Below are 17,573 nucleotides of genomic sequence, written 5' to 3'. Positions count from 1 at the left end.
ATCTGTTGCGGGGACAGGATTTGAACCTGCGACCTCTGGGTTATGAGCCCAGCGAGCTACCGAGCTGCTCCACCCCGCGGCACAAGAAGCGAGCCTAGCACGGATCTGAGACCGCGTCGAACCGGCTGCGTCCGTCGGAGCGTCCTGTTGTCCCAGACGAGTGTGGCGAGCGAGGATGGCCGCATGGGATCCACATCGGCCTCACCCGCCGCCGACCCCGCGCCGGACGCCCGCCCGGGCGACGGGCGCGAGGAGACGGCCAACGAGCGTGCGGACCGCAACTGGAGCGAGGTCCTGCAGGAGCTGCGGGTGCTGCAGACCGGGACCCAGATCCTGACGGGATTCCTTCTGGCGCTCGCGTTCCAGCCGGCGTTCGCCGACCTGTCGTCGGGGCAGCGGACGTTCTACCTCGTACTGGTGGTACTCGCGGCGCTCAGCGCGATCATCGCGCTCGCACCGGTCGCCCTGCACCGTCTGCTGTTCCGGCGCGGTGTGAAGCCGACCATCGTCGCCTACGGCCACGCCTCACTGCTGACCGCCCTGCTGACGGTGTCCGCCATGATGGTGGGTGTGGTGGCATTCGTGTTCGACATCGTGGTGGGTGACGCCGCCGCCTGGGTGACGGGCGGCGTGATGGCCCTCGTCATCGTCCTCCTCTGGATCGTCATGCCCGTCCTCGTGCGCTCGCATCGGATCGAAGCGAGCAGTCGATGAGCCGGGATGCCGTCGCCGTCGCGGTCGCGCAGTTCGCTCCGACGGCTGATGAGGACGCCAACCTCGCGGCCATCGGCGAGCTCACCGAACGCGCCGCAGCGCGGGGAGCGCGCGTCGTCCTGTTCCCGGAGTACGCGAGCTACTTCCTCGATCCTTTCGACGACTCGCTCGTCGAGCACGCCCAGGAGATCGACGGTCCGTTCGCCGGCGCGCTCCGCGAGCTCGCGCAGCGCCACGGCGTCACGGTGGTGGCAGGCCTCCTCGAACGCGGGGGTGGACGGCGGGTGCGCAACGCTGTGATCGCCGTCGACGGGTCGGGCGTGCGGGCCGTCTACCGGAAACTGCACCTCTACGACGCCTTCGGTCAGCGGGAGTCGGATTGGGTCGAGCCGGGGGAGATCGGCGAGCCCCAGACGTTCGAGGTCGACGGCATCCGCTTCGCCTTGATGACCTGCTACGACCTGCGCTTCCCGGAAGTGGCACGACTGCTCGCCGACACGGGCGCTCATGTCGTGCTCGTCGCGGCGGAGTGGGTACGCGGTCCGCTCAAAGAGCACCACTGGCGCACGCTCCTGCACGCGCGCGCCATCGAGAACACCCTCTTCGTCGCGGCGGCGGATCATCCGCCGCCTCTCGGTGTCGGCGCCTCCATGATCGTCGACCCTCAGGGGGTCGAGATCGCCGCTGTGGGGACCGCTAGGGATGTCGCGGTGGCACACCTCGACCCCGAGGCGGTCGATCGTGTGCGTCGCGTCAACCCCGCACTGCGGCTACGGCGGTTCGCCGTCACACCGCGCACGGGAACACCGGCCCCCGACGCGACGCGCAGCTGAGCAGCGTCAGCGACCGAGGGCGGCCAGGCGCGCCGATGCCTCCTCGATGACGTCCACCCGCTTGCATGCGGCGAATCGCACGAGCGTCGCGTAGTCCTGCCGATGCTCGGGCGTGACGAACGCGGTCAACGGGATCGCGGCGACCCCCGCGCGGGCGGGCATCAGACGGCAGAGGGCATCGGCATCCGCTACGCCCAGTCGATCGCAGAGGTCCGCTGCATCCGCGACGGTGAAGTAGCCGCCACGCGGCGGGATCACGTCGAAGCCCGCGGAGCGAAGGCCGGCCGCCAGCACCTCGTGCTTGTCGGCGAGCGTGGCGGCGAGATCTGTGAAGAATCCGTCGTCCAGGCGCAACCCCACCGCGATCGCCGGCTGGAAGGGTCCGCCGTTGACGTACGTGAGCCACTGCTTGACCGCGAGCACCGCGTCGACGAGCTCCGCCGGGCCGGTGACCCAGCCGATCTTCCAGCCCGTCGTGGAGAACGTCTTCCCTCCGGACGAGATCGTGAGCGTGCGCTCCCGTGCCTCCTCGCGGCGTGCGATGGGCACGTGAGGCGCGCCGAACACCAGGTGCTCGTAGACCTCGTCGGTCACGATGACTGCGTCGTGACGAGCGGCCAGCCGCACCACCTCGTCCAGGACGTCCTCGGTCAGCACAGCACCCGTGGGGTTGTGCGGGTCGTTGACGAGGATGACGCGCGTGCGGTCGGTGACGGCGCGGCGGAGGTCGTCCGCATCGGGCTGGAAGTCGGGCCGTCGCAGCGGCACCGTCACGAGGCGCGCACCGGCGAGAGCGACACACGCGGCGTAGGCGTCGTAGTAGGGCTCGAAGACGACGACCTCGTCGCCCGGACCGTCGATGAGCGCGAGAAGCGTCGCCGCGAGCCCTTCGGTCGCCCCGGCGGTCACGAGCACCTCGCGGTCGGGATCCACGGGGATGCCGTAGAAGCGCGCTTGATGCTCGGAGATCGCCGCGCGCAGGTCCGCGGTTCCGCGTCCCGGCGGATACTGGTTGCCTCCGGAGGCGATCGCGGCACGAGCCGCTTCGAGGACGACGGCCGGGCCGTCCTCGTCGGGGAAGCCCTGCCCGAGGTTGATCGCTCCGTGTTCGACCGCGAGGGCGCTCATCTCGGCGAAGATGGTGGGGATGCCGGTGCCGTCGGGACCGAGGAGGCCTGCTCCGCGGGCAGCGCGGGACCAGGCTCCGGGGACGTGTCGCATCGGCCTCACGCTACACGCATAGCGACATCGGGGTGCGGGCATAAGGAACGCACAGAAACCGGGGCCATGCTGAAGTCGTCTTGGAAAGAAGGAAACGCCATGAGCACCACATCATCCCCCGAGAACGACCCGACTCCCGCCGCGGCCGAGCAGCCCACCGGCGTCGAGCAGCCCGCCCCGTTCGAGCAGCCCGCCCCGTTCGAGCAGGTCGTGCCGCCGCGTCCGCCCCTGCCGACGGCGGCGCCGCAGGGCCCGTCGTACGGTTCCGCGTTCCACCACCAGCCGACCCAGCCGACCGTTCCGCTCGGGACCGCCCCCCAGGGTGGGCACGTTTCGACCTCGGCAGGCGTCGCGGAAGAGCCGGAGGCGTCGGGACGCGTCGGCGCGGGCAAGATCGTCGCGATCATGGTCGCCGCCGCTCTCGTCGGCGGGGCGGCCGGGCTCGGTGGGTCGGCGGCCGGCGCCTCGCTGTTCGGCGTCGCGGGATCGACCGTCGTGACCGCGGCTCCGTCCACCGTCACCGTCAACAACACCGACTCCGTGACCCAGACCACGGCGATCGCGGCGAAGGTGCTCCCGAGCGTCGTCACGATCTCGGCGACCTCCTCGTCGTCGGGCGGAACCGGATCGGGTGTCGTGCTCACGAGCGACGGTTACGTCGTCACGAACACACACGTGGTCACACTCGACGGTGCGACCGGGAGCGCGGACATCACCGTGACCACCTCCGACGGCAAGGTGTACAAAGCAACCGTCGTGGGCACCGACCCCACCTACGACCTGGCGGTCATCAAGCTGGAGGACGCATCGGGGCTCACCCCCATCGAGTTCGCCGACTCCGGGGCGCTCAACGTGGGCGACCAGACGGTGGCCGTGGGAGCGCCGCTCGGCCTCTCCAACACCGTGACCACCGGAATCGTCAGTGCGCTGAACCGCTCGATCCAGATCGCCAGTTCGGCCGCGCCCGAGGGTCAGGACGAAGACCAGCAGCAGGGTGAGGGCGAGTCGCCCTTCCAGTTCGACTTCGGGCAGGGCCAGCAGCAGTCCTCGTCGAACAGTTCCATCTCGATCGCGGTCATCCAGACCGACGCCGCCATCAACCCGGGCAACTCCGGTGGGGCCCTCGTGGACTCCGACGGCGCGCTCATCGGCATCAACGTCGCGATCGCCTCGACGGGCGGATCGAGCTCGAGCCAGTCGGGCTCCATCGGCGTCGGCTTCTCGATTCCCTCCAACGTCGTGAAGCGGATCACCGACGAGCTGATCGACAAGGGCGAGGCGACGCACGGTCTCCTCGGCGCGATGGTGGGTGACGCCGCCTCCCAGGAGGATGCGACCGTCGCGGGCGCCTACATCAGCGAGGTCACACAGGGTGGGGCCGCCGCAGAGGCGGGGCTCAAGGCCGGTGACGTGGTGACCTCGTTCAACGGTCTCCCCATCACCGACGCGACCGACCTGACCGCCCAGGTCCGTGCGCTGGCGGCGGGGGCGACGGCGACGGTCGTCTACCAGCGTGACGGGCAGACGGCATCCGTCGAGGTGACCCTCGGCACCCTTACGCAGTAACCCGCCCAACCTCGCTGCGCCCGGGAGGTCGCCACGGAAGACAGGACGCCACCCCGCGATAGGCTCGCGGGGTGGCGTCCTTCTCCTTCTCTGCGGGCAACGCCGCCCAGTTGGCGCGTATCCCGCTCTACGCGATCGGACGCCTCGTGACAGCGATCGTTCCCCGCTCGCGCGACGCCTGGGTGTTCGGCTGTGCGGTGGGAATCGCGGACGGTGCCCTCGCGCTGTGGCAGGTCGCGACCCGTGAGGGAGCGCGCGCGGTCTGGCTGACCGCCGACGAGCGACAGGATGCCGAGGCCGCTGCGCGCGGCATCCCCACCGTCCGCAAGGGGTCGCTGCGCGGCTTCTGGCGCACGGCACGCGCCGAGGTCATCGTGGTCACCCACGGGTTCGGAGACGTCAACCGCTACGCGACGGGTGGGGGATTGCTCGTGCAGCTCTGGCACGGGATCCCGCTGAAGCGGATCGGCCTGGACTCTCCCGCCACCCTCCGTGCCCCTCTTCCCCTGCTCCGTCCGCTGATCGCGGCGCTGTATCGCGCGACGCAGCGACGCATCGCCCTGCTGCCGGCCGCGTCGCACGTCGTCCGGGGGCGCCTCGAGTCCGCCTTCGCGCTATCCGACGAGCGGGTCCCGGTGACGGGCGAACCCCGGGTCGACGTGCTGTCACAGGGGACGGACGAGGAGCGACGTGCGCGGGCACGCGCGGCGGTCGTCGCGGCGGTCGGCGATGTCGGGGATCGGCGTCTCGTGCTCTATGCACCCACCTGGCGTGACGGCGCTCCCGATCCCGCGGTGCCCACCGAGGCCGACTGGGTGAGCATCCGCGCGGCGCTGGAGGCGACCGATGCAATGCTGCTCGTGCGGTCGCATCCGCTCGGCGCGGGGGACTACACGCCGGGGTTGGGTGAGCGCGTGAGGCTGCTCGGAAGCGACCTCGTCGCCGACGTGACACCGCTTCTCCCGGCGATGAGCCTTCTGCTGACCGACTACTCGTCGCTCATCTTCGATGCTTCTCTCGTGCCTCTGCCGGTGGTCTTCCTCGCCCCCGATGCCGTCGCCTACGCGCGAGAACGGGGCTTCTACGGCCACTACGCCGAGGTGACGCACGATTCCGAGGCGCAGTCGTGGACCCACGCCGTCGCGCAGGTGGAGCACGTCCTCTCGGACGCCGACGAGCGCGAACGCCGCGTCGCGCGCGCCGTCGCTCTCGACCGCGCGGTCCACGCCCATCGGGACGGCGGCAACACCGAACGCGTGCATCGCCGCATCCGGGCGTTGCAGGGCGCGCGGCACCGCGTACGGGGCGGCCGGAGAGGAGCGACGGCATGATCCGCGCACGATTCGCCGAAGGACCCGTGCTGGAACTGCACGGCAGCGGCGCCAGACCTGCCGTGGAACTGCGCGGGCCCCGAGCAAGCGTGTCGGCTGCCGTGACCGGTCGTGGGAAGACGTGGCGCGCCGTCGTCCCGCTGCGGGCCGCACGCTGGGGGAGCGACCCCCTGCCGCTGCCGGCCGGGAGGTACAGCCTCCGGGTGAGTGCCGACGATGGCACCGTGCTGCCCGTCGACGTCGACCTCCCGCTTGCACAGCTGGGGCTGCTTCGCGCTTCGTTGCACGACGGGCACGTCGAGATCGGCCCGCCGATCGATCCGGCCTACGATTCGGGCGAGGGGCAGGACGCCCTCGAGCGCCGGTACGCCACCCGCCCGCTGGGACTCGAGGAGGCTGTGTTCTTCGAGAGCTTCTATGGTCGCAATGCGAGCTGCAACCCGCTGGCCATCGATCGAGAGCTCACTCGCGTCCTGCCGGGGCTGGTTCGCTACTGGAGCGTCGCCGATCTCTCCGTCGCCGTTCCCGAGGGTGCGATACCGGTGGTGGAAGGCAGTCCTGAGTGGTGGCGTGCGCGAGGAGCCGCGCGACTGCTCGTGGTCAACGACTGGCTGCGGCGTCGTTTCGTACGCCGCCCGGGTCAGGTGGTCCTTCAGACGTGGCATGGGACGCCCCTCAAACGCCTGGCCCTCCACCGGCCCGGGTTCCACCTCCGGCGCGCTGTGGCGGTGCTGCGTGAGGCGCGCCGATGGAACGTGCTTCTCGCCCAGAACCCCTATGCCGCCGGCATCCTTCGGGGTGCGTACGCGTTCCGCCGCCGTCCGGTCTGGATCGAGGGATACCCGCGCAACGACGTGCTGGTCAGGGGTGACGGAGCCGACGTACGCGGGCAGCTGGGGCTCGGCGAGGACGACCGTGTCCTCCTCTACGCCCCGACCTGGCGTGACGACAGAGATCAGGTCGTCGACTTCCTCGACCTCCAGCGGCTCGCCGCGGCCACCGGCACGGTCGTTCTCGTGCGCGGCCACTCGCGCACGCTCTCTGCCGGGGAGGACGCGACCACCCGCGGCGGAGATGTCGGGGACGCCGGCGATCGACGTCGCCCGCGCGTCATCGACGTCACCTCGTATCCCGATGTCTCCCGTCTGCTGCTGGTCGCCGACATGCTCGTGACGGACTACTCCTCGGTCATGTTCGACTTCACGGTCACGGGGAAGCCGATCTACTTCTTCGCCCCCGACCTCGATCATTACCGGGGGGAGTTGCGCGGCTTCTACTTCGACCTCGAGCGTCACGCGCCCGGACCGCTCACGGCGACGCAGGAGCAGCTCGAGGCCGCGATCCTCGACGGCGATGTCGAGCAGCGCTACCTCGACCGGTACGCGTCGTGGCGTGAGCGCTTCAATGCACGGGATGACGGACATGCCGCCGAGCGTGTCGTTGCGCGCCTTCTGGATCAGAAGTATTTGACGCGCTGACCTCGCCCTCTGTCGCCGCACGCGTCGGTGCGGCACAATGAGCCCCAGGATGTCGCTGGGGGCGTCCTGACGGGGGTCATCATGTCCGCTGCTGCATCGTCGCGTCCGGTCTTCCGCGCTGTGCTGTCGTCGACCGCGCTGGTCGTCGCACTCGTCGCCGCGGCACCACCCGCCGAGGCGGTGGACGACGTCGTCTTCGCCGATCCCGACCTTCAGCGAGCGGTGAACGCGTCGCTCTCATGGGAACGTGCGCCGGATGCGCCTGTCACCACGACGGAAGCCGCGAGTATCGAGTACCTCTACGCGAGCGAGGGCGACGGCTTCGGCGACATCGACAACCTCGGCGGCATCGAGGCCCTCGTGAACCTGACCTCCGCGTGGCTGGGCGGCAACCGCATCCTGGACGCACGCCCGCTCGCAGGCCTCGCCAAGCTCGAGACGGCGGACCTCTCCCACCAGCGCATCACCCTCCCGGCGCTCACCACCACCACCGCCCAGAGCAACCCGTTGCGGCAGATCGACGGAGTCATCCCCGTCCCGACGTCCGACACCGCCGTCGTCTCCTCCACCGGGAAGTCGTGGCGGCTTCCGGTCGCCGGTACCCACACGCTGACGTGGCAGGTGTGGGGCGACCTGGGCTCGAGCGGGTGGTTCGAGTTCAGCGGCATCGTCACCCAGACCTCCACAGGCCCGAGTCAGCTCTCCCTCACGCCCATCCCGACGGTGTCGGGAACGGCGCGGGTCGGTAGCAAGCTCACCGCCGTCACAGGGACGTGGGATGCCGGTGTCGGCTTCACCTATCAATGGCTGGGCGACGGCATCCCGATCCCGGGGGCGCAGAGTCGTACGCTCGTGCTCGCCGCTGCGCAGCAGCACGAACGGATTTCGGTCGCCGTCACGGGGAGCAAGCCCGGCTTCGCCGCTGTCGCCCGCACGTCGACGGCGACGCCCAAGGCCATCCTCGCGCCCGTCCCCACGATCAGCGGGACGGTGAAGTACGGCGAGAAGCTGACCGTGCGAACGGGAACATGGACCACCGGCACGACACTGCGCATCCAGTGGTACGCCGATCACGTCGCCATCCCCGATGCCGACTCCCGGTCATTCGTGCTGACCACGGCACAGTCCGGGAAGAACATCGTCGTGAAGGTCGCCGGGCGCAAGAGCGGATACGCGGCGGCGACGATGACGTCGGCGACGTCGGACCGCGTGCTGCTGCTGCGCACATCCAGCCGGGCATCGGTCGCCTCCGCCTACAAGCGCATCCTCGCACCCGGGCTGCGGGTCACGACCGGGTGGACCGGCAGCACCCGCGGCTGCGTGCTCGGGTCCGAGTCCGCGGCCTCCCAGCGTGCCACGCTCAACGCCGTCAACGTCGTGCGTGCCCTCAACCAGCTCGACGGCGTTCGATTCGTCTCGAGCTGGCGTGCGCCCGCCCTGCGAAACTCGCTCATGATGCAGGCACGGAACCAGATCACCCACTACCCGAGCAGGTCCGGCGCCTGCTGGTCTTCGTCGGGCGCGTCGGCGGCCGCACGATCGAATCTCTACCTCGGCAGCGGGTTCAGCGGCTCGCTCAACTACGCCACCGGCGCCCGTGCCGTCGTCGGCTACATGGACGACCCGGGGCCCTCCAACGTCGTAGCCGGTCATCGCCGCTGGATTCTCGAACCCACGATCACCGCCATGGGTACCGGCTCCACGAGCAAGGCCAACACTCTCACCGTGATGGGCACCAACGGTCCCGTCACCTCCCGGTACAACGCGGAGCCGGACTGGATGGAGTGGCCGTCAGCCGGATGGTTCCCCAAACAGTTGAATCCCGAGGGGCTCTGGTCGCTGTCCTCGTCTGACCCCGGCGCCGATTTCCGGAACGCTCGGGTCACGGTCACCAACGGAAGCGGAACGAAGCTGTCCGTCCGGAAGTACACCGTCGTCGACGGGTACGGTCCGAACACGATCACCTTCCAGGTGAGCGGCGTCGTGCTCCCTAAGGGCTCGTCGTCGCGGAGCTACACCGTGAGCGTGACCGGCATCCGAGGTGCCGCGGCGTCCACGTACCGGTACACGGTGAAGATGTTCGATCCGTACGGGTGACGAGACGCCGCCCACGGCGTGATCGCCGTCAGGGCAGGGGAGTGTTACGGCGCAGGCGGGAAGTGTCGACGGTGTCACGCGCGCCGCGTGCCACCCCGCGAAGAAAGCCGGTGCCCCACGCCACGTGCATGGAGGGCAGCACTGCGAGGCTCCAGAGGCGTTCCCGCAGCGTGCGCCGCGGCATCCCGCTCGACGGCGGGAGACTGGCCACGATCATGAGCACCACCGCGTAGGCCGCCACGGGGATGTGGGCCAGCCACGCCCAGGAGGAGGCCGGACCGCGGACCACGCCGATCGCTTGGAGAAGGCCGACGACGACCGACACGATGATGGCGAGTGCCAGCGCCGGGGGCGCGAAGAATCGCGCGGAGTTGCGACGTCCGTAGCGGCGCACGAGCTCGCCTCGCCAGATTCCGGTCGCGTGGAACTGTCGGACCAGCCGCAACCAGCGCTCGCGCGGCCAATAGGTCACGGACAGGCTCGGATCGAACCACACCCGGTAACCGGCTCTGCGGATGCGGAGGTTCAACTCCCAGTCCTCACCCCGACGGATCGACTCGTCGAATCCTCCGACCTCCTCCAGCACGCTGCGCCGCAGGACACCCAGATAGGCAGACTCGGCTTCGCCCGCCGTATGGCCGCCGTGGTACGCGCCTCCGCCGAGGCCGATCGGCGAGTTGTATGCCCATGCCACGGCGCGCTGGAAGGCGGTTCGACCCTCCGCGCGCATGACGCCGCCCACGTTGGCCGCGCGCACCTCGGCGAGAGTGTCGAGGGCTCGGCGGGTGTACCCGGGAGCGAGTTCGGAGTGCGCGTCGACGCGCACGATCGTGGGGAAGCTGCCCGCGGCGATCGCGAGATTGAGGCCGATCGGGATGTCGGCGGCGGGGTTGTGGACGAGGCGGATACGGGCGTCATGGGACGCCAGCTCCTCCGCGAGGCGGGTCGTTCCGTCGGTCGACGGGCCGAGCGCGAGCACGAGCTCACTCGGGCCGTCGACATCCTGCGCGAGAACCGTGTGAACGGCACGCTCCAGATAGTCCCGCTCGTTCAGCACAGGCATGACGAACGTGACGCCCGCTCCGGCGGGAGGGACGGCGGCGTCGCGGGTCATGCCCTCGATGATCCCGGATCCGGCATCAGCGTGTCGAACTGGGCCAGCACCTCCGCCGTGTACTCGGCGACGTCGAGGCTCGTGGGGGGAACGTCGCCGTCGAGGAACGCGCGCATTCCCGACGCCAGAGCATCGTCGTCGCGCGGCACGATGTGCATCGCGTCGCCAGGCAGGGCGCCCTCCGCGGAGCCGAAGGCCGTAGAGACGATAGGGAGGCCGAGCTGCGCGGCTTCGATGAGAACCATCGGCTGACCTTCGTAGTCGCTCGACAAGACGAAGCAGTCGCTGCGGCGCATGATCGACAGCGGGTCGTCCTGAGGTCCGGTGAGGAACACCGCGGCATCCAACCCCGCCTGCTGCACCTGCTCGCGAAGCACTCCGGCAAGCGGACCCCCGCCGACGATGAACAGCTGGGTGTGCGGTGCGTCGGCGTGAACGCGAGCGAAGGCGCGGATGAGACGCGCGTGGTTCTTCTCCGTCGACAGACGTCCGACCGTCACGAAGCGCCGACGATCCGGCTCCGCGAGGGCTGTGCGCCAGCCCTCCACGAGGCCGTCCTCCGAATCCTCGGACTGGCGCGGCGCCGGCGAGGGGGCCCCGACGGCGTCGGGAAGATTGCGCAGCGTGCGGAAGCGATCGGCCGGAGCATAGGCGGAGAGTTCGTCGCGATTGAGCGCCGTCAGAGCCGGCGACACCGACACGAGCTGGTCGTAGGCGCGGTACATCGCGAACACCCGACCGAGGGAGTGGCGGAACGGCTGCCGTCCACCCACGGTGCGTTCCCGGTCCGCCGCCATCTCGTTGTGCAGCCAGATGGCGCGCACGGCGCGTGGGGAGTGGAGCATGAGGTGCGCCCAGAACGGGCTGTAGCCGCTGAAGTCTGCCACCCAGTCGAACTTCGCGGAACCGAAGATGCGCGTCCACTCGTCGTGCCACAGCGTGCGGTGACCGAGACGGCGGTGTGCCCGCAGCGGGTCGGTGCTCACGTCGGCAACGCGGCGTGCGAGCTGGCGGACCTTCAAACCGTTCATGCCGCCGATGCGGAACACCTGGCGGATGCCGGGATGCAAACGCTGCTGGTTCCGGCGGGTCGTCTCCCCGCGCGGCAGGGCCATGAGCGCCGTCACGTCGTAGCGTTCGGGATCGAGCGAGTTCAGCAGGTTCACCGCCGAAGTGGTGATCCCGTTCATCCGGATGCCACCGAGGTAGAAGAGCAGGCGCGTCCGCCCGTCGCGTACGGCCGTGCGGACGCGCCGGCCTTCGGTGCGGCCCCGGAACACCACGTCGATGACGCGTGACGTCGCGCCGCCGTCTTCGTAAGGGGTGAACCGCTCGGCCCACTCGTCGTAACGCGGGTGGCGCGCGGCATCGGATGCCATGAGGGATGCCAGGGCGGAGCCCAGAGCCGAGGGGTCTGTGTGGACCGGACCCGGAAGCTCATCCAGCGGAAGGTACGTTCCACGTTCGGCGGCGTACGCGTCGCCGTCGGGGACGAGGAAGCCGATGGGACGTCCGGTGGCGAGGTAGTCGAAGAAGATCGAGGAGTAGTCGGTCACGAGGGCATCGGCCACGCCCAGCAGGACGTTCGTCGGAAGTGTCTGGGGGATGAGCAGCCGCTGCAGTGAGGGGATGCGGCGTGCCAGCGCGTGCACGATCTGATGCGTCTTCACGAGCACGATCGCGTCGTCGCCGAGTTCACGCTGCAGTCGCTCGGCCTGGTCGGCCAGGTGCGCGAGATCGGCGTCGGGGGACTGGAACGACGACCCTCGCCACGTCGGCGCGAACACGACCAGCCGGCGGTCTGCCAACGGCAGCCCCATGCTTCGGGCGAGGTCGGCCCGAACGGCGCTCGCTTCGGCATCCGTCATGCGCTGTCTATCGATGCGCGGATAGCCCTCCTCGACGATGGAACCGCGATAGACGTTGCGCAACTGGTACGCGCCCTCGTACATGACCTCGGTCATGAAGGGGTTCGCCGCGAGGAGGTAGTCGGCGGCGAGCAGGTTGCGGAGGGTGTTGGCAGACTCGATCGCGCCGCCGGGCATGTCGAACCCCATGAGCTTCAGCGGCGTGCCGTGCCACGTGTTGAGGTAGATCTGTCCGCTCCGCTTCCCGAACGCCGGGGGGAACGTCGCGTTGTTCACGAGGTAGCCGGCGGTGGACAGGGCGCGCCAATAGGCGGCGCCACCGCGCCGCACGATCCGCACGTTGCGAACTCCTCGGAACTCGCTCCGCAGAGCGGCGATGGCGTGCGGTTCGCTCAGCGCCCACACGTGCTGAAGGTCAGCGAAGTCGGGATGGGCGAGGAGCGCTCGGAAGATCGCCTCCGGGTTGCACAGCGCGCCGTTTCCCGCGAACGACTCATAGAGAACGGTGCGGGGTTGGATGGGGCGCAGGCGCGAGAGCGCGATCTGCTCAGCGGCGAGAATGCGGCCCGCGCGTCGGAGCGCCGTGCGGGCGGCTGCGGGCAGACGGATGGGCATGACGGTAGGAGGCTCTCGTTGCAGACGGTCAGGGCGCGACTTCGCCAGCGCGACGATTCGCGCGAGCGGCGACGGCGCGGTGCACGCGGCGCGCGGCCTGATGGATTCTAGCTTCGACCGCCTGATAGAACGCCCAGGCGACCAGGAGGCTCAGGGGGATTCCGATGATGCCGATCAGGGGCCACTGGTCGGAGCCGAGAGCGAATGCGAGTGTTGCGAGCACCGGGACGTGCACGAGGTAGAGGCTGAAGGAGATCTTGCCCAGCCACTGCAGAGGCCGCGTCTCGAGGAAGCGAATCGCCGGCGCCCATGCCAGGCTCACGACGACGATGCCCGCCGCTCCCGGCGCCGCCAGCGCCCACAGCACGTGGCTCAGTTCGCTCCCGCTCGGAGCGATCGGACGCGCGAGCCAACTCGCGATCAGCATGACGACGCTCGCCGCGGCGAACGTCGGCATGAACCAGCGCGCGCGTGGACGCTCGACCCACGCGAGGAGGTCGGGCATCCGGGCCGCCATGATGGTGCCGATCAGGAAGATCGGGAAGTACAGGAGCTCGCTCTGCTCGAACACGCGCCCTACGAGGCTGATGGCACAGCATACGACCACCGCGGTCAGCGCCCACCGGCGCACCAGGAGCGCGAGAGCGGTGGCGAAGGGGAGCAGGATCGAATACAGGAGCTCCCAGTGGAGCGACCACAGCGGGTTGTTCAGGGGGTACTGACGTGGCACGAGGGATGCCTGGAAGAGGAAGCTCTGCCACGTCACGTCCGTGGCGTGGGTCTCCGCCATCCACGAGCCCTCTGGCATCGTCGAGCGGTCGCGCGGCACCAGGTAGATCAGGGCGACGCTCAGAGCGAGGGCCGCGATCACCGGCCCGTACAAACGGACGATGCGCGCGGAGAGGAAGCCCATCCACGAGAAGCCGGGTCGGAACACGGGCAGCACGACGACCAGCCCCGACAGGACGAAGAAGACCAGCACCGCCTCGTTGCCGGCGGTGAGGAGCTTGACGGGGGACTGCGAGATGATCGCCCAGCTCAGGCTCCCCTCCAGCAGCGGCCGCGCGATGAGGAGCCAGTGATGGAGGAGGACGATCGTCGCGGCGAGCCCGCGAAGGCCGTCGAGGCTCGCGATGCGGCCGGCGACCCGAGGCGAGGGACTGGACATCCTCTCCAGGGTATCTACTCGGAGGTCGCGGGAGGGGACACCGTCGCCCCGCGCGCCACGAGTCGGTCGATCGCCGCGAGCGGAATGTCCAACCATTCCGGCCGGTTGCGGCTCTCATAGATCGCCTCGTACACGGCCTTGTCGAGTTCGAAAGCATCGAGCAGGGGACCCGTGGCCGGGTGTCCGCTGCGTGCTTCATATCCGCTGAGGAAGGCCCGTCGCGCTTCCTCCGCCCAGGCGGGGTTCGGGGGTGGTGTCCCGCCGCCCGTGCTCAGCGAACCGGCGACGTAGTCGAATGACCGGAGCATGCCGGCGATGTCGCGGAGGGGCGAGTCCGGACGACGACGTTCGCTCATCGGACGCATCGGCTCGCCCTCGAAGTCCAGCAGGATCCATCCTCGGCCTTGTGCGTGCAGCACCTGACCGAGGTGGTAGTCGCCGTGGATCCTCTGCAGCGGCTCCCACACGGCGTCATGGGCGCGCGCGTAGACCGCGGCGATCGTGTCGCGGTGCCGGGTCAGAGCGGGCACCTCCGAGGTGGCGATGTCGAGGCGCCGCCGCCACGCGGCACCGATCGCTTCCCTCGCCTGCGGGTCGGCGGCAGCGGTCGGCAGCACCCGGGCAAGGCTCAGGTGCACGTCTGCCGTGGCGGCGCCCAGAGCGTGCGCGGATGCCGCGAACGACTCGCCCGACTCCGCGGCCTGCCGAGCGACGCGCCACGCGTCCGCGACGTCCGGAAGAAACTCCTGAGCGAACGCGAGCGAGCCCTCGGTGGGCCCCGATCCGTCTGGCGAGGCCCACGATGCGGCCACAGCCCCACGGGCGCGAGGGACGTGCCGGGAACCCGATTCGGCCAGTGCTGTCTGGAGCTCGATGTCGGGGTTGATCCCCGGATGCAGCTGACGGAAGACCTTGCAGATGACCGGAGGTGCGCCTTCGAGTTCGAAGATGACGGAGGTGTTCGACTGCTCGCCCGTGAGTACGCGAGCGCGAGGGACGGGCGCGTGTGGGTCGGCCGCCGAGGTCGACTCGCCGCGCGTGGCGTCGAGCGCTCTCCACAGGGCGGCGGTGTACGCAACGTCTCGAGGGCCGTCGATCAGGACGATCCCGTCCTCCGTCGTACCGACGATCGCCGCCGCATCGGAAGGTGGCACGGTTCGCAGCACGAGGGGCACCTGGTAGACGACCGTGACAGCGGCTCCCTCATCGGCGACGATGAGCGTGCGCACGCGGGCGGAGGGGTCGTCCGACGGCCACTCGTGCGTCGTGAGGAGACGCAGGAGGGGGGAGCGGCCCTTCGAGGAGTACCAGCGCTGGCGCGGCATCCATTCGACGAGGCACGCCAGCGTGCTGTCCATGACGCGAGCGTATTGCCGTGATCGCGATGGTGTCGAGCAGCGCGCGGGTGAAGGGGCATCCTACGCATCAAAGCCCATGCATGAAACCCGCCTGACAAAGAGCGCGATGCCCGGAGGCTGGATGCATGGCTGAAGCACGCTCCCGCGCATCCGCTCACGTGGGACGCCTCGTGCGTTCTCTCCGCGATGAGCAGACGATCAGCCGCAAGACTCTCGCGGAGCGCGCCGACCTCGACGTCTCCCACCTCGCGCGGATCGAGAACGGTCAGGGCAACCCGACGCTGTACGTGCTCATCCAGTTGGCGACGGCGCTCGACGTCAAGGCCGAGGAGTTCGTCGCCGGACTCGGGGCCGACGATCTGCCGCCAGACCTCACGCCCTATTCCGAGGCAGACTTCCGTCGCGAGCTCCGTCGTCGCGAGTCGGTCGGCTGAGCCGGTCGTCGCGCGCGGCGCGCACTCAGTCCGCGTCGTCGGCACCGTCGACGGGCGCTCCCTGAGGCTGCACCCACGCTTCCTTCGTCTGATCGGGCGCAGCCGTGTAGGCGATCGTCGTGCGCGCGGGGATGTCGCCGAACAGCGGGATCTCCGCCACGGAGGCGGCCGATCCGGCAGGCTCCTCGAGGAGTTCGGCGGGACCCCGAGGCTCCCACGGCTCGGCGGGCAGACCCGCCCACTCGCTCGGCTCCTCCGGTCGTTGCTGGAACAGTCCCATGCGTCCATTGTGCGCCGCGCCCGTACGTCTCGCCATCGTTGCCGCACGATCCGCTCCGTCACATCACGAAGCGCCACGCGTACTCGACCCCGGTGGAGCGCCGGAACCAGCACAATGTGACGATCACGGTGTCGAGGTCCGCGTCGCACAGACAGACGTCGAGCGTCTCGCCCGGTGCGAGGCTGCCCCAATGCGCGGTATCGCCATCGGACCGGAACACGCGCACGGCTTCGGCGGGCTCGGAGCCGGAGTTCACGACGAGCGGGTGGCTGTCGCTTACGCGCTCGACACGCCACGGGACGGGGTAGGCCGTGGACAGTTCGGATTCCCTGGTGCGCATCATCCCTCCACCGTAGGAACCGAGTCCGACGCCCGAGGCGTCCTCCGCAGGTGCTTGCGAGGTGCTGGGGAGAACACCGCGACTCACCTCGATGGGGAGGAGACGCGAGGGGCGCGGCGCGTCACGTTTGGTGCCGGTCGCCACCCTCGCCCGCGGCCGGATCGGCCGCGTCGTCGGTGGCTGTGACGCCCTTTCGAGAGGAGGGTGTGCCGCGCCGCGGAGTGGCGGCTCGCACGACGGCATCCGACAGCGCGCGTCCCGCACCCGCCACCCTGCCGCCGGCATGGCGGGCGGCGCGCATCATCGAGCGCTCCATCCGCTCTGCGCCCGGCTGCGGCTCCAAGGCCGCAGGGTACGTTGCGGGCGGGATCCCGAAGGCGCGGCGTGCGTGGACGACGACCCGACGTCCGAGCAGGTGATTGCCGGTGCCGCCGACGGCCGCTCCGATGCCGAACGGCAGCGCCTTCCCGAGGATCGAAGCCCCGCCCTTGGCGGCGAACTGTCGGACGAAGGCGGTCTTGAGACGGTCGACGAGCGGTCCCATAGCCGCTCGCGGGAGCGACTTCGTGACGAGTTCGCCCCAGTACTTGTCACGTGAGCCGCCACGCCCCGACGCCTGTCGCGCCCACTGTGAGACGAGATCGACGCCTTCGGAGCCGAGCATGAGCGTGAGGACGAGCGCACGCGCGCGGTCGGGGTCATCGACGCGGATGCCGTGCAGTTCGGCCATGGACTGCGCGAAGAGCGCCGTCGCCTCGAGGAACACGACGGTTTCGGCGCCGCTGAGTGCGAGCGTCATTCCGGTCCCGATCCCGGGTACGACAGCGGTGGCGCCGACGGCGGCACCTCCCGTCGTCACGGCGGCCAGATAACGACGTTCGAGTATCCGCGCGATCTGTCCGGCGTCAGCATCGGGGTGGCGCAGGCGGATACTACGGAGATGCGCGATGACGGCGGGGCGCTGCACGGCCAGCACACGGTCGAGCATCCGCACGACGCGCGGGTGTTCGGGGGAGCCCTCGGGGGGAATCCCGCCGTCCCAGGGCGCGTCGTCGGGCAGGGAGTGGATGCGGTGGACCTCGGCCATGTCGGGTCGATCCTAAGAGCCCTCGCTGGGCGGGCCCTGAGGGCGGCGGCGCGTCGTCAGGGCCGCGAG

At 69.8% G+C, this 17,573-nt stretch carries 15 protein-coding genes and 1 tRNA gene; 7 read left to right on the top strand and 9 right to left on the bottom strand.

Going from position 1 to position 17,573, the window contains the following annotated elements; all coding sequences use genetic code 11:
• Window positions 1-5 precede the first annotated feature (5 nt).
• Window positions 6-79 (bottom strand) — tRNA-Met (locus P0Y48_05535).
• Between the two features lie 104 nt (window positions 80-183).
• On the opposite strand from P0Y48_05535, the gene P0Y48_05530 reads away from it, so the two are divergent.
• Window positions 184-714 (top strand): DUF6328 family protein, encoded by a 531-nt coding sequence (locus tag P0Y48_05530; protein WEK14664.1) that lies wholly within the window; start codon window positions 184-186, stop codon window positions 712-714.
• On the top strand, window positions 711-1,547 hold the full coding sequence (locus P0Y48_05525) for a carbon-nitrogen hydrolase family protein (protein ID WEK14663.1): 837 nt from the start codon (window positions 711-713) through the stop codon (window positions 1,545-1,547). Before P0Y48_05530 ends, P0Y48_05525 begins: the two co-directional genes overlap by 4 nt.
• A gap of 6 nt (window positions 1,548-1,553) precedes the next feature.
• Here P0Y48_05525 and P0Y48_05520 read toward each other — a convergent pair whose 3' ends face one another.
• Window positions 1,554-2,768 carry an aminotransferase class I/II-fold pyridoxal phosphate-dependent enzyme gene (locus P0Y48_05520; protein ID WEK14662.1) on the bottom strand — a complete coding sequence of 405 codons (1,215 nt, stop codon included), beginning with the start codon at window positions 2,766-2,768 and terminating at the stop codon, window positions 1,554-1,556.
• A 99-nt stretch (window positions 2,769-2,867) separates the two neighbouring features.
• Here P0Y48_05520 and P0Y48_05515 point away from each other — a divergent pair, with 99 nt between their 5' ends.
• The 4 genes from P0Y48_05515 to P0Y48_05500 all read left to right on the top strand — a co-directional run bounded on the left by P0Y48_05515 (window position 2,868) and on the right by P0Y48_05500 (window position 9,240).
• Window positions 2,868-4,334 (top strand): trypsin-like peptidase domain-containing protein, encoded by a 1,467-nt coding sequence (locus P0Y48_05515; GenBank protein ID WEK14661.1) that lies wholly within the window; start codon window positions 2,868-2,870, stop codon window positions 4,332-4,334.
• 71 nt (window positions 4,335-4,405) lie between these two features.
• Window positions 4,406-5,665, top strand: coding sequence for a CDP-glycerol glycerophosphotransferase family protein (locus P0Y48_05510; protein WEK14660.1), 1,260 nt, complete (start codon window positions 4,406-4,408; stop codon window positions 5,663-5,665).
• Window positions 5,662-7,143: a CDP-glycerol glycerophosphotransferase family protein gene (locus P0Y48_05505; protein WEK14659.1), complete on the top strand. Its 1,482-nt coding sequence runs from the start codon at window positions 5,662-5,664 to the stop codon at window positions 7,141-7,143. Before P0Y48_05510 ends, P0Y48_05505 begins: the two co-directional genes overlap by 4 nt.
• A gap of 81 nt (window positions 7,144-7,224) precedes the next feature.
• Window positions 7,225-9,240 (top strand): hypothetical protein, encoded by a 2,016-nt coding sequence (locus P0Y48_05500; GenBank protein ID WEK14658.1) that lies wholly within the window; start codon window positions 7,225-7,227, stop codon window positions 9,238-9,240.
• A gap of 28 nt (window positions 9,241-9,268) precedes the next feature.
• On the opposite strand, the gene P0Y48_05495 is transcribed toward P0Y48_05500, so the two are convergent.
• From P0Y48_05495 to P0Y48_05480, 4 genes are read right to left on the bottom strand one after another with little or no spacing between them, the layout of a single operon-like run.
• Entirely contained in the window at window positions 9,269-10,354 is a 1,086-nt protein-coding gene (locus P0Y48_05495; GenBank protein WEK14657.1) for a glycosyltransferase, read from the bottom strand.
• Window positions 10,351-12,837, bottom strand: a complete 2,487-nt coding sequence (locus tag P0Y48_05490) for a glycosyltransferase (protein ID WEK14656.1) — start codon at window positions 12,835-12,837, stop codon at window positions 10,351-10,353. Before P0Y48_05490 ends, P0Y48_05495 begins: the two co-directional genes overlap by 4 nt.
• 28 nt (window positions 12,838-12,865) lie before the next feature.
• Window positions 12,866-14,005, bottom strand: a complete 1,140-nt coding sequence (locus P0Y48_05485) for an acyltransferase (GenBank protein WEK14655.1) — start codon at window positions 14,003-14,005, stop codon at window positions 12,866-12,868.
• Window positions 14,006-14,019: 14 nt separating this feature from the next.
• On the bottom strand, window positions 14,020-15,363 hold the full coding sequence (locus P0Y48_05480; protein WEK14654.1) for a phosphotransferase: 1,344 nt from the start codon (window positions 15,361-15,363) through the stop codon (window positions 14,020-14,022).
• A gap of 125 nt (window positions 15,364-15,488) precedes the next feature.
• Between P0Y48_05480 and P0Y48_05475 the strand changes: the two genes are divergently transcribed.
• Complete coding sequence (locus tag P0Y48_05475) at window positions 15,489-15,797, top strand: helix-turn-helix transcriptional regulator (protein WEK14653.1); 309 nt, start codon at window positions 15,489-15,491, stop codon at window positions 15,795-15,797.
• A gap of 25 nt (window positions 15,798-15,822) precedes the next feature.
• Here P0Y48_05475 and P0Y48_05470 read toward each other — a convergent pair whose 3' ends face one another.
• The 3 genes from P0Y48_05470 to P0Y48_05460 form a co-directional block, all read right to left on the bottom strand.
• Window positions 15,823-16,077 (bottom strand): hypothetical protein, encoded by a 255-nt coding sequence (locus P0Y48_05470; protein ID WEK14652.1) that lies wholly within the window; start codon window positions 16,075-16,077, stop codon window positions 15,823-15,825.
• Between the two features lie 58 nt (window positions 16,078-16,135).
• Window positions 16,136-16,420 carry a hypothetical protein gene (locus P0Y48_05465; GenBank protein WEK14651.1) on the bottom strand — a complete coding sequence of 95 codons (285 nt, stop codon included), beginning with the start codon at window positions 16,418-16,420 and terminating at the stop codon, window positions 16,136-16,138.
• Between the two features lie 118 nt (window positions 16,421-16,538).
• Window positions 16,539-17,504 carry a hypothetical protein gene (locus tag P0Y48_05460; GenBank protein ID WEK14650.1) on the bottom strand — a complete coding sequence of 322 codons (966 nt, stop codon included), beginning with the start codon at window positions 17,502-17,504 and terminating at the stop codon, window positions 16,539-16,541.
• Window positions 17,505-17,573 lie beyond the last annotated feature (69 nt).

Source organism: Candidatus Microbacterium phytovorans (genome assembly GCA_029202445.1).
Taxonomy (GTDB): Bacteria; Actinomycetota; Actinomycetes; order Actinomycetales; family Microbacteriaceae; genus Microbacterium; species Microbacterium phytovorans.
Note: the sequence above shows the minus strand (reverse complement) of the source record. Positions and strands in the feature narration are given on the sequence as shown.